A 12,002-nucleotide genomic window follows, 5' to 3' on the forward strand; every position below is an offset into this window, starting at 1 on the left:
GTTGTCCTCTTAGACTTGCGGCTCGTTGTCCTGCGGCTTCGGCGCGCTGGCCAGGGCCTGCAGCAGGGCCGGATCCTTGATCGCTTTCATGATCAGTTCTTCAGCGCCGGTCTTGCCGTCCATGTAGGTCAGCAGGTTGGCGAGCTGGGTGCGGGCTTCGAGCAGCTGGTTCAGGGAGTCGACCTTGCGCGCCACGGCGGCCGGGCTGAAGTCGTCCATGTTCTCGAAGGTGATGTCCACGGAGAGGTTGCCTTCGCCGGTCAGGGCGTTGGGCACGTTGAACGCGACGCGCGGCTTCATGGCCTTGAGGCGCGAGTCGAAGTTGTCGACGTCGATCTCCAGGAACTTGCGGTCGGCGACGGCGGCCTGGGGCTCGGCCGGCTTGCCGGCGAGGTCGGCCATCACGCCCATGACGAAGGGCAACTGCACCTTCTTCTCGGCGCCGTAGAGCTCCACGTCGTACTCGATCTGGACGCGGGGTGCGCGGTTGCGCGCGATGAATTTCTGACTGCTGGTGCTACCCATGGTTGCTCCTCCTTCGCTGCCTTTACGGCTGTTGGGGCGTCATCGGCCGCTAGCCGGTAACGGATGCACGGTCTGCCGGATCGGGGTTACTCGGACTCGGGGCCGCGCAAATTCTCGAATTGCGACATCCCATCGGGGATGAGGTTGCGCACGATCTCGGCGAAATCCGCCGTGACCAGCTTCCGGGCGCGCTTGAGCAGCATCGGAACCGGGCTGGAGGGCTCCTGGCGCTCGTAGTAGGCGAGGATGCGGTCCAGCGTGCGCAACACGTCGTCGCGGTTGTTGATCTCGTGGGGGGCGGCGCGCGGCGTGCTGGCCACGGCGACCGGGCTCTCGCCGGCACTGCCGTCGCCGTCGCCCGTCGCGGCGTCTTCGGCCGGCGTGCTGTCGTCCAGGGGCGCGTGCTCCTTGACGATCTGCAGGGCCTGGCGGATCAGCTGCTTGAGCGGGGCGAGGTCGGCGCTCTGGGCCGAGCCGACCTGGTCGGACAGCGTCGACTCGATGGCTGCCAGTGCGGACTGGGCATCGGTGAGGGCCTGGCGGGTGCTTTCCAGCAGCGCCGGGTCGGTGTCGCGGAAGGCGCCCTGGAGCTGTTCGGCGGTCAGCGTCTCGCTGGGGAACCGCTGCAGGTCGAGGGCGTTCAGGGCAGCACGCAAAGTGACCGCTCCGAAGGCACGGGAGCTGGTCAGGTTCGCCTCGCGCACCAGGCGGATCACCGGCTCGGAGGCGAGGCCGGTGAGGGCATTGATGCGGAAGGTCGGGTCGTTGTCGTCGTCGGCGTCGAGCTGCGGGTACACGCCGTCCCAGAACTGGGTCAGCAGCTCACGCACCAGTGTCAGGCTCTGGGCCAGGCCGGCGAGGCCTTCCAGGGCGATGGCGCTCTGCAGGAAGTAGTTGGCGATGCGCAGGTCCTTGCTGCGGCCCAGCAACTGGCTGGACAGCTCGCGCACGTCGCGCCACGCGGGCGGTTCGGCAGGCAGCACGGAGTCGCCCATCTGACGTTCGGGCTGGCCTTGGGCAATTCGTTCGAGTTCGAGATACGAGGCGTCGTATTCGAGGTCATCACCGCACGGGGACTCGGCGGAAACAGGGGAAAGCAGGTGCGACACGTCCACCACGGTGGGTGTTCTCCTTGTCAGGGCTGGGGCGAGCATGGTTCTGGAGCAGACGTACGACTTGATCACAGTCCCTTGGATCAACGTCTTGGTGACGCCATTTTTCTGGCCTCAACCGCTGCAACTCCTATCCATTTTTCGGGTCGTATTTTGCCCTTGTCAAGACAAACGCGAACCACAGCCGACAGATGTGCGCTAGTCGACGCTAGCCTCTTCGGATTGTAAAAGTTTACTTTTTTCGTTCTAAGATAAGTCGGCTAAAGCCATCAGATTTTTCTTCGCTGAGAGTGTTCGCGCGGCTTGGCGAAACAGGGGCACGTGCAGGGTCCGGACCGGCGCGCTGTTGCACGGCATCGAAGGGTTCGGTGTTCGCGCCCCTCTCCAGTGAGATGTGCAAGGAGTCGCAATGCCACTGCGTTTGACCATCACCAGTTATCACAAGCTCACCCCCGGGCAACGTCCCGACGCCGAGCTGGACCGTGGTGAACTGAGGATAGGTCGTGGTACGGAAAACGACTGGGTGCTCCCTGATCCCGAGCGCCTGGTGTCCAGCCAGCACTGCACCATCCAGAGCCGTGACGGCGTCTACTACCTCACCGACACCAGCACCAACGGCGTGATGCTCGCGCAGTCGGGCATCCGCCTGCGCCGGGGCAACAGCGAGCGCCTCAATGATGGCGAAGTGCTCAAGCTCGGCGAGTACGAGATCCTCGTGCAGATCACCGCGCCGGCCACCTCGCAGCCGTTCTCCAGCGGCCCGGCCGCTGCTCCGTCGGTGGGCGGTGCGGACCCGTTCAGCAATTTCGATGCGCTGATGAGCCGGCAGGTCGCCTCCAGCGCCATCCCCGAACCCTACGCCGCGCCCTCGGCCACCCAGATGCCCATGGGCGGCTCGCCGCTGGACACCAAGCCGGACCTGTTCGACTTCCTCAATCCGGCGCCACCGCCGGCGGCCGCGATTCCCGACCATGTGCCCGCCGAGCGTCATGATTTCCGCCCGCCGACACCGGTGGCTCCGCCCGCGCCGCCGCCGCTGCCCAGCGTGACGCCGCCCCCGGCCGCCGCCGCCGAGGCCCATGCGATACCGGCCGACTGGGACCCCTTTGCCGACCTCGGCCTCTCCACCCCGTCGGCGGCCCCGTCGATCCCGGTGCCGATGCCCACGGCCGCCACGCCCCAGGTGCCCGAGCCGGCGCCGATGCACGTGCCCGAGGATTTCTTCGCCGGGATCGGCACGCCTGTCAGCGATGCCCAGGCCACGTCCGTGCCGCCGCCCCAGGCCGCCGCCCAGCCGGACCCGATGGCCGTGCTGTTCGGCAGCACCCCGTTCGAGCCAAGCCCCCAGGCCGAGGCGCCGGTGGCCGTGCCCGTGCAAGCGCCTGTGGACGTGCCCGTCGCCCCGGCGCTGACGCCCACCGCCCAGGCCACCCACGCCGCCATCGCCACGCCGCCGCTCGAACCCCTGGCCGCAGCCATGCCGGTGCCGACGCCGCCTGCCGCCACGCCGCCCCAGGCGGTTCCCCCGGTTGCCGCGCCGCCCCAGGGGGTTGCCCAGGCGCCCCAGGGCGAGTTGCTGGAAGCCTTCCTGCGCGGTGCTGGGTTGTCCCAGCTGCGCATCGACCGCGCCGAGGCGGCCGCGCAGATGGAGGCCATCGGGCGCAGCTACCGGCTGATGGTGGAAGGGCTGGTGGACGTGCTGCGCGCGCGCTCCAGCCTCAAGGGCGAGTTCCGCATGTCGCAGACCATGATCCGCCCGGTGGAGAACAACCCGCTCAAGTTCGCCCCCAATGCCGACGAGGCGCTGCTGCTCCTGCTGCGCCACGGCAACGCTGCCTTCATGCCGCCGGACCAGGCGGTGAAGGAGAGCTTCGATGACGTCAAGGCGCATCAGCTGGCCGTCATGGCCGGTGTGCAGGCCGCCATCAAGCACCTGCTCAAGCGCTTCGAGCCCGCCACCCTCGAAGCCCGCCTGAGCAAGCCATCGGGCCTGTCGGCCCTGCTGCCGGGTTCCCGGCAGTCGCAGTACTGGGAGCTGTTCACCGACCTCTACGCGAGCATCTCGCGGGAGGCCGAGGACGACTTCCAGGACCTGTTCGGACGCGAGTTCAGTCGCGCCTACGAGGAGCACAGCGCCAGGTTGCGCGGTGGCTAGCGCCGCCCGCCTGCCGGGGCGTGGCCAGGCCCGTCCCGCCGTCGCTTCCGTGGATCAACAGCAGTCAACGAGGACGTACCGAATGCCAAGGATTCTTATGCTCGCCATGGCCGCGCTGCTCAGCGCCTGTGCCTCCGAGCCGGAAAAGGAAGCCCCGCCGCCGCCCACCGTGGTGCAGCTGCAGATCGAAGCCAGTGCCGACCTCAACGCGCTGCCCGGCGGTGCCGGCACGCCGGTGCGGGTGCGCCTGTACGAGCTGCGCAACGCCACCACCTTCAGCCGTGCCGATTACTTCTCCCTGGTGGACAAGGCCCAGGCGACCCTCGCCGCCGACCTGGTCGCCCAGGACGAACTGCTGGTCAAGCCGTCCGATCGCCAGATGCAGGAGCGCACCCTCGACGAGGGCACCCGGCAGTTCGGCATCGTGGTCGGCTACCGCGAACTGGATGCCGCTGTCTGGCGTGACGTCATCACCGTTCCGCTGAACCAGACCAGCGCCTACAGCCTCAAGTTCGGCGCACGCGGCGTGACCGTCGCGCCGGCGCCCATCACCGAACACTGAAAAGCGGAGACAGCCCATGTCATGGAACAACCGTGTGGTCTGGTCGGAAGGGATGTTCCTGCGTCCGCAGCACTTCCAGCAGCATGACCGTTACCTCGAAGCCCTGGTGGAAGGGCGCTGCCGTTCGCTGCGCCCCGGCAGCTGGGGGTTCTCCGAGCTGAAGATCGACGAGTCGCTGCTCACCCAGGGCAAGCTGGCGATCCTCTCCGCCCGTGGCCTGCTGCCCGATGGCACCCCGTTCGACATCCCCGGCGACGACGTGGCGCCGGAGCCGTTCGACGTGGAAGAGAGCCTGCGCGACGGCATCATCTACCTGGCCCTGCCGCTCAAGCGGGCCGGTGCCCGCGACACGGTGGAGGAGGGCGAGGAGCTGGGCGGTGCCCGCTACCGCAGCCAGGTGCGCGAAGTGCGCGACGACAACGCCGCCTTCGAAAGCCGCGCCCCCGTGTCCATCGGTGGTCGCGCCCTGCGCCTGGTCACCGAGCGCGATGGCCTGGGCGAATACGCCGCCGTGGGCGTGGTGCGGGTGCTGGAGAAGCGCGCCGACCGCGCCGTGGTGCTGGACGAGTCCTACATCCCGCCGCTGCTGGACGTGGCCGTGTCCAAGCCGCTGGCGGCCTTCCGCAGCGAGCTGCTGGGCCTGCTGCACCAGCGTGGCGAGGCCCTGGCCGGCCGCGTGGTCGCCTCCGGCGCGGGCGGTGCCTCGGAAATCGCCGACTTCCTGCTGCTGCAACTGGTCAACCGTGCCGAGCCCCTGGTGGCGCACCTGGCGCGCATCGCCCCGCTGCACCCCGAGGACTTCTACCGCGAGGCCGTGGCCCTGGCCGGCGAGTTCTCCACCTTCACCGCCAGTGGCCGGCGCCCGGCCGAATACCCGGCCTACGAGCACGACGACCTGGCCAACAGCTTCGCCCCGGTGATGCTGGCCCTGCGCCAGGCCCTGTCGATGGTCATCGACAGCCGCGCGGTGCCGATCCCCATCGTCGAGAAGGCCTACGGCGTGCACGTGGCGATGCTGGCCGACCGCACCCTGCTGGAGAACTCCGCGTTCATCCTCGTGGTGCGCGCCGACGTGCCCGGCGAATCCATCCGTGGCCACTTCCCGCAGCAGGCCAAGGTGGGCTCGGTGGAGCACATCCGCGACCTGGTCAACCTGCAGCTGCCGGGCATCGGCCTGCTGCCGTTGCCGGTGGCGCCGCGCCAGTTGCCGTACCACGCCGGCAGCACCTATTTCGAACTGGACCGCGGCAGCGACCACTGGAAGCAGCTGGTGCATTCCGGCGGCTTCGCCTTCCACATCGCCGGCAAGTTCCCCGGCCTCAACCTGGCCTTCTGGGCCATCCGGAGTTAATTCGCGATGCACCCGATCGACGATCCCTTCGGCGGCCCGCCCATCGGTGGCGGCAGTGGCGGCAACAACAACGACCGCACCATGATCATGCCGCGCCCGGGCGGGCGTGGCCCTGAGCCGACGGCGCCGCGCCATGATGCACCGCCGCCCGGCCCGGCCCCGGCCAGCGGGCCGATGCTCACCGCGCGCGGCCTGGGCCTGAACCCCCTGGAGAACGCCGCCGGCCCGATGCTGGCGTTGCTCACCCGGCTGCGCAACACCATCGCCCACCCGATGCCCGCCAGCCTGCGCGCGCAGCTGCTGGGCTACCTGCGCCAGTTCGAAGAGAAGGCCCGCGCCGCCGGCGTCCCCCAGGACGAGGTGATGCTCAGCCGCTACGTGCTCTGTACCGCCCTCGACGAGGCGGTCATGAGCACCCCCTGGGGCAGTGCCAGCGAGTGGGGCAAGCAGAGCCTGCTGATCACCCTGCACAACGAGGCCTGGGGTGGCGAGAAGGTGTTCCAGCTGCTCGACCACTGCCTGCAGAACCCGCGCCAGCGCCTGCACATCCTCGAACTGCTGTACCTGTGCATCAGCCTCGGCTTCGAAGGCCGCTACCGGGTCATGAACGACGGGCGCAGCCAGCTCGACGCGCTGCGCGAGCGGGTGGCCGCCACCATCCGTGCCACCCATGGCGAGATCGAGCGCGAGCTGTCGCCGCACTGGCGCGGCCTGGTGGTCGCCCGTGATCGCCTGCGCCAGTTCCTGCCGCCCTGGGTGGTAATCGCCATCGGCGCCGCGCTGCTGCTGGCCCTGCTGTTCGGCATGCGGCTGAAGCTGGCCGCCGAGGCCGAGCCGGTGTTCAAGAACCTGCATGCCCTGGGCGACATCCCGGTGCAGACCATCGACCGCCCGCCGCAGAAGCCGAAGATCGTCGAGCGCCCGCGCCTGGCCGGCTTCCTCGCCGACGAGATCCGCGCCCAGAAGGTGGCCGTGGAAGACGCCGTGGACCGCTCCGTGGTGACCATCCGTGGCGACCAGCTGTTCGCCTCCGGCAGTGCCAGCATCGACGATGACTTCCAGCCGCTGCTGCTGCGCATCGCCGAGGCGATCCGCAAGGTCAAGGGCCAGGTGCTGGTCACCGGCCACAGCGACAACCGACCCATCGCCACGCTGCGCTACCCGTCCAACTGGAAGCTGTCCCAGGACCGCGCCCAGCAGGTCATGGACGTGCTCGCCGCCAAGACCGGCCAGCCCGAGCGCTTCCGCGCCGAAGGCCGCAGCGACACCGAGCCGGTCGCATCCAACGACACCGCCGACGGCCGTTCGCGCAACCGCCGGGTGGAGATCACTGTTTTCGCGGAGGGCGTCGAGTGAAGGCGTTTTTCAGTTTCCTGGCCCGCTGGGTCATCCCGGTGCTGGGCCTGATCGCCCTCAGCCTGGTGATCTGGTTCGTCGGCCCGCTCATCGCCATCGGCGGCTTCGAGCCCCTGGCTTCGGCCACCGTGCGCTGGGTGATCATCATCCTGCTGTTCGCCGTGTGGATCGGCTGGCGCGTGCTGCGCCTGATCCAGGCCCGGCGCAACGCGGCCAAGGTCATGCAGGGCCTGGTGGCCGTCGCCCCCGACGCCGCCACCGTGGCCACCAGCGAAGAGCTGGCCACCCTCAAGCAGCGCATGGACGAGGCCCTGGCCCTGCTCAAGCGCGCCAAGCTCGGCGGCCATGAGCGGCGCAACCTCTATGAGCTGCCCTGGTACGTGATCATCGGCCCGCCGGGTTCGGGCAAGACCACTGCGCTGGTCAACTCCGGCCTCAACTTCCCCCTCGCCGAGCACATGGGCTCGGGCGCCATCCGCGGCGTCGGTGGCACCCGCAACTGCGACTGGTGGTTCACCGACGAGGCCGTGCTGCTGGACACCGCCGGCCGCTACACCACCCAGGACAGCCACGCCGAAGTGGACAAGGCCGCCTGGCTGGGCTTCCTCGACCTGCTCAAGACCCAGCGCAAGCGCCGCCCCATCGACGGTGCCTTCGTCGCCATCAGCCTGTCCGACCTGCTGCTGGGCAGCGAGACCGAGCGTGCCGCCCACGCCCGCGCCATCCGCGCCCGGGTGCAGGAGCTGTACACCCAGCTCGGCGTGCGTTTCCCCATCTACGTGATGCTCACCAAGCTCGACCTGGTGCCGGGCTTCATGGAGTTCTTCGACGCGCTGAGCAAGGAAGAGCGTGCCCAGGTCTGGGGCATGACCTTCGCCCTGGACGACGGCAAGAGCGCCGAAGGCCCGCTGTCGGTGTTCGGCAGCGAGTTCGCCCTGCTCGAACAGCGCCTCAACGAGCGCCTGGTGGAGCGCCTGCAGCAGGAGCGCGATCCCGCCCGTCGCGACCTGATCTACGGCTTCCCGCAGCAGTTCGCGGCCCTGCGCGATGCGCTGTCGGGCTTCCTCGACGGCGTGTTCAAGCCCAACCCCTATGAAGAGCGCCCGCTGCTGCGCGGCGTGTACTTCACCAGCGGCACCCAGGAAGGCAGCCCCATCGACCGCCTGATCGGTGCCATGGCCCAGAGCATGAACCTGGACCGCCAGCACCTGGCGCGCCAGACCGGTACCGGGCGCAGCTACTTCATCGAGCGGCTGTTCCGCGAGGTGGCCTTCGGCGAACGCGGCCTGGTGGGCGCCAACCCGAAGGTGGAGCGCCAGCGCACCTGGATCGCCCGGGGCGTGCTCGCCGCCACCGTGGTGCTGGTGCTGGCCGTGCTGGGCGTGTGGATCGCCAGCTTCCGCGCCAACCAGGCCTACATCGCCGAAGTGGATGCGCGGGTGAAGCCGCTGCACGGCCAGTTGCAGGCCCTCAGCCCGGCCCAGCGCGAGGTGCTGGCGGTGCTGCCGCTGCTCAACGCCATCCGCAATGCGCCGGGTGACGCGCCGTCCTGGGCCGAGGGCTTCGGCCTCTACCAGGGCGACATGCTCGGCGCCGAGGGCGCCAGCGTGTACCGCAAGCTGCTGATCGCGGTCATGGCCCCCCGGGTCATGGCACGCCTGGAAGAGCAGTTGCGCGGGGGCGGCAGTTCCGACTTCCTCTACGAGGGCCTCAAGGCCTACCTGATGCTGGCCGACCCGGAGCACTACGACGGCGACTTCATCAAGGCCTGGATCGCCCTGGACTGGGACCGCAGCCTGCCCCGCGACCTGGCGCCGGAACAGCGCCAGGCCCTCAACGACCACCTGGCCGCGCTGTACGACCGCGCGCCGCCGGCCGTGCGCCTGGACGACGACCTGGTGCAGGACACCCGTCGCCAGTTGCAGCAGCTCTCCGTCGCCCAGCGCGTGTACGACCGCGTCAAGCGCCAGAAGCTGCCGCAGAACGTGCCGGACTTCCGCATCAGCGAAGCCGCCGGCCGCGACGCCGCGCTGGTCTTCGCACGCAAGAGCGGCAAGCCGCTGAACGACCCGCTGCCCGGCTTCTTCACCCAGCGTGGCTACCGCGAGGTGTTCATGGTCTCCAGCCTGAGCCAGGCCGGGACCCTGGCCGAGGAGCAGTGGGTGCTCGGCCGCACCGTGGAGGACGCCCAGGACGCCGCCAGCCTGGCCCTGGAAGTGCGCCAGCTGTACTTCCAGGACTACCTGCGGCAGTGGGATGCGCTGCTGGCCGACATCGACTTCGTGCCCATCACCAGCACCGGCCAGGCGGCCGATGTGCTGCGGGTGCTGTCCGGCCCGCAGTCGCCGCTGAAGAAGCTGCTCGAAGCCGTGGCCAAGGAGACCGACCTGCAGAAGGAAGAGCGCCTGGCCGCCGCCAAGCTGGCGAAGGAAGGCAACGGCGCCGTCGACAAGCTCAAGGCCCTGGTGGGGCAGGGCGGGGACGACACCCAGCAACCGGCCCAACCGGGTGCGAACGACCCCATCAGCCGCCACTTCGCCGAGCTGAACAGCCTGGTGGACAAGGGCGAGGGTGACACCGCCGCGCCCATCGAGGCCCTGTTGGCCGACCTCAACGCCCTCTACGTGCAGCTCAGTGCCATGAGCGGCGCCAGCGGCGACCAGCTGCTGGGCGAGGCGAAGAACCAGGCCCAGGCCGCCGCCCAGCGCGTCAGCCTCGGCGCCGAGCGCCAGCCGCCGCTGGTGCAGGGGCTGGTCAAGTCGGTGGTCAGCGCCTCCACCAACACCATGATGGGCGGCATCCGCAACCAGCTGAACGCCGCCTGGACGGCCGAGGTGGTCAACGTCTACCGGCAGTCCCTGGCCGGTCGCTACCCGCTGGACCGCAACAGCACCCGCGACGCCACCCTGGACGACTTCGGCGCCTTCTTCGGCGTCGGCGGGGTGATGGACAGCTACTTCCGCAAGTACCTGCAGCCCTACGTCGACACCTCCGCCACCACCTGGCGCTGGCAGCCGGGCGCAGCGGAGAAGCTGGGCATCAGTGCCGGTGTGCTGGGTACCTTCCAGCGTGCGGCGCAGATCCGCGATGCCTTCTTCCGCTCCGGCAACACCACGCCGATGGTGCGCTTCGAGCTGAAGGCGGTGGCCATGGACGCCGCCATCGACCAGTTCCAGCTGGACCTGGACGGCCAGCAGTTCAGCTATGACCACGGCCCGAGCCGCCCGGTGGCCATGCAATGGCCGAGCCCCAACAGCCTGGGCGTGGTGCGCCTGAGCGTGACCCCGCCCACCAGCGCCGGTCGTTCCGGCCTGACCCTGGAAGGGCCGTGGGCCTGGTTCCGCCTGCTGGACCAGTCCGACCTGACCCAGGGCAACGCGCCGGACCGTTTCACCCTGCGCATGCGCGTGGACAACCTGAGCATCTCCAGCGAGCTGCGTGCCAGCAGCGCCTTCAACCCGTTCCGCAGCCGCGTGGTGAGCGGTTTCGGCCTGCCGGAGCGGCTATGAGCGCAGCGGGTTTCTACGGCAAGCTCGCCGGCCGCGGCGACTTCATCCATCGCGGTCTGACCCCGGCCTTCATCGAGGCCTGGGACCGCTGGCTGGCCGCCGGCATGGCGGAAAGCCAGGCCGAGCTGGGCGGCGCCTGGCTCGACGCCTACCTGATCAGCCCGCTGTGGCGCTTCAGCATCGCCCCGGGCCTGCTGGTGCCCGAGGCGGTGGCCGGCGTGATGATGCCCAGCATCGACCGCGTGGGCCGCTATTTTCCCCTCACCATCGCCGTGGCGCTGGAGCCGTCGTGCAACAGCGGCGCGCTGGTGGGGGGCGCCGACGCCTGGTTCGAACAGGCCGAGGCCTTGCTGCTGTCGACCCTGGAGCCGGAGGCGGACGTCGATGCCTTCGAGCGCGGGGTCCAGGCCCTGGGCGCGCCGGAGGCAAGCCCACGGGTGACGCCCCGGGTCAGCGACCTGGGCGCACTGGCCTACCCGGTGGAGGGCGAGGCGGCGCGCCGCGCGGTGCTCGGCCAACTGGCGGGCGAGGGCTGCAGCTTCTTCTGGGGGCGGGGATCACAACGGGTGGAGGCGCAACTGGTGAGGTTCCAGGGGCTGCCGCCGACCCGCTACTTCAGTCGCTTCCTGGTGGGCGAGGGCGCCGTCGGCCAGCCCCCGGCCATCGGGCAGATCGATTTCGGGAGCCTGTGATGCCGCTGCCTCCTGTCACGCAGTACCAGTCGGCCAGCCACAGCCATGTGGGGATGGTCCGCCAGGTCAACGAAGACGCCTGCCTGGACGCCTGCGAACGCGGGCTCTGGGTGGTGGCCGATGGCATGGGCGGACACGCCGCTGGTGACTACGTCAGCAACCTGATCGTCGATACGCTCCGTGGCGTGCCTTGCACCGATGCGCTGGACCTCTACGTGGAGGCCCTGCGCGCGGCGCTGGTGCACGTCAATACCCTGGTGCGGGCCGAGGCGGCCCAGCGCGGGGTGAACATGATGGGCAGCACCGTGGTGGTGCTGGCCGCGCGCGGGGGCGAAGGCACCTGCCTGTGGGCCGGCGACAGCCGCCTGTACCGGTTGCGGGAAGGGCGCCTGGAAGGCATCAGCCGCGACCACAGCTACGTCCAGGACCTGGTGGACAGCCACCTGCTCAACGAAACGGAGGCCAGGGCGCACCCCATGGCCAATATCGTGACCCGGGCCATCGGCGTGCAGGATGACCTGGAGCTGGAGGAATCGCGGTTCGTCGTGCTGCCGGGAGACAGTTTCCTGCTCTGCAGCGACGGTCTGAACAAGACCGCCGACGACCACGAACTGTGCGAAGTGCTGGGCCACGCGGACCCCTACCAGGTGGTCCGCAGCCTGGTGCATCTGGGCTTGACCCGGGGCGCGCCGGACAACATCACGGCGGTAGTCGTCAAAGCATCCTGAGAAAGAAAAAAA

Annotated in this window: 9 protein-coding genes; 7 read left to right on the plus strand and 2 right to left on the minus strand. The window is 69.4% G+C overall.

Going from position 1 to position 12,002, the window contains the following annotated elements; genetic code table 11:
* Positions 1-9 precede the first annotated feature (9 nt).
* Together tssB and tssA are read right to left on the minus strand one after the other, a co-directional pair.
* The gene (gene tssB / locus RTK35_RS10590) at positions 10-525 is read right to left on the minus strand and encodes a type VI secretion system contractile sheath small subunit (protein ID WP_316907956.1); all 516 of its coding nucleotides are present in this window, start codon (positions 523-525) and stop codon (positions 10-12) included.
* 86 nt (positions 526-611) lie between these two features.
* A complete protein-coding gene (gene tssA / locus RTK35_RS10595) occupies positions 612-1,679 on the minus strand; it encodes a type VI secretion system protein TssA (protein WP_316907957.1) in 1,068 nt (355 codons plus the stop codon).
* Positions 1,680-2,046: 367 nt separating this feature from the next.
* On the opposite strand from tssA, the gene tagH reads away from it, so the two are divergent.
* The 7 genes from tagH to RTK35_RS10630 all read left to right on the plus strand — a co-directional run bounded on the left by tagH (position 2,047) and on the right by RTK35_RS10630 (position 11,990).
* Positions 2,047-3,792 (plus strand): type VI secretion system-associated FHA domain protein TagH, encoded by a 1,746-nt coding sequence (gene tagH / locus RTK35_RS10600; RefSeq protein WP_172433788.1) that lies wholly within the window; start codon positions 2,047-2,049, stop codon positions 3,790-3,792.
* Between the two features lie 82 nt (positions 3,793-3,874).
* A complete protein-coding gene (gene tssJ, locus RTK35_RS10605) occupies positions 3,875-4,354 on the plus strand; it encodes a type VI secretion system lipoprotein TssJ (protein ID WP_316907958.1) in 480 nt (159 codons plus the stop codon).
* A 16-nt stretch (positions 4,355-4,370) separates the two neighbouring features.
* A complete protein-coding gene (tssK, locus tag RTK35_RS10610; RefSeq protein WP_074971463.1) occupies positions 4,371-5,705 on the plus strand; it encodes a type VI secretion system baseplate subunit TssK in 1,335 nt (444 codons plus the stop codon).
* A 6-nt stretch (positions 5,706-5,711) separates the two neighbouring features.
* Positions 5,712-7,061 (plus strand): DotU family type VI secretion system protein, encoded by a 1,350-nt coding sequence (locus tag RTK35_RS10615; protein WP_074971462.1) that lies wholly within the window; start codon positions 5,712-5,714, stop codon positions 7,059-7,061.
* A complete protein-coding gene (gene tssM, locus RTK35_RS10620; protein WP_236212024.1) occupies positions 7,058-10,570 on the plus strand; it encodes a type VI secretion system membrane subunit TssM in 3,513 nt (1,170 codons plus the stop codon). Before RTK35_RS10615 ends, tssM begins: the two co-directional genes overlap by 4 nt.
* The gene (tagF, locus tag RTK35_RS10625; RefSeq protein ID WP_160482902.1) at positions 10,567-11,262 is read left to right on the plus strand and encodes a type VI secretion system-associated protein TagF; all 696 of its coding nucleotides are present in this window, start codon (positions 10,567-10,569) and stop codon (positions 11,260-11,262) included. Before tssM ends, tagF begins: the two co-directional genes overlap by 4 nt.
* A complete protein-coding gene (locus RTK35_RS10630; protein ID WP_044407498.1) occupies positions 11,262-11,990 on the plus strand; it encodes a PP2C family protein-serine/threonine phosphatase in 729 nt (242 codons plus the stop codon). Before tagF ends, RTK35_RS10630 begins: the two co-directional genes overlap by 1 nt.
* The last annotated feature ends 12 nt before the right edge of the window (positions 11,991-12,002 follow it).

This window comes from Pseudomonas sp. zfem003 (genome assembly GCF_032621675.1).
Lineage (GTDB): Bacteria > Pseudomonadota > Gammaproteobacteria > Pseudomonadales > Pseudomonadaceae > Metapseudomonas > Metapseudomonas otitidis.

What these genes read in the sequence shown, in the direction of transcription:
- tagF (WP_160482902.1), top strand. Translation starts at nt 10,567, where the DNA reads ATGAGCGCAGCGGGTTTCTACGGCAAGCTCGCCGGCCGCGGCGACTTC.
- tssA (WP_316907957.1), bottom strand. Translation starts at nt 1,679, where the DNA reads ATGCTCGCCCCAGCCCTGACAAGGAGAACACCCACCGTGGTGGACGTG.
- tssJ (WP_316907958.1), top strand. Translation starts at nt 3,875, where the DNA reads ATGCCAAGGATTCTTATGCTCGCCATGGCCGCGCTGCTCAGCGCCTGT.
- tssB (WP_316907956.1), bottom strand. Translation starts at nt 525, where the DNA reads ATGGGTAGCACCAGCAGTCAGAAATTCATCGCGCGCAACCGCGCACCC.
- RTK35_RS10615 (WP_074971462.1), top strand. Translation starts at nt 5,712, where the DNA reads ATGCACCCGATCGACGATCCCTTCGGCGGCCCGCCCATCGGTGGCGGC.
- RTK35_RS10630 (WP_044407498.1), top strand. Translation starts at nt 11,262, where the DNA reads ATGCCGCTGCCTCCTGTCACGCAGTACCAGTCGGCCAGCCACAGCCAT.
- tagH (WP_172433788.1), top strand. Translation starts at nt 2,047, where the DNA reads ATGCCACTGCGTTTGACCATCACCAGTTATCACAAGCTCACCCCCGGG.
- tssK (WP_074971463.1), top strand. Translation starts at nt 4,371, where the DNA reads ATGTCATGGAACAACCGTGTGGTCTGGTCGGAAGGGATGTTCCTGCGT.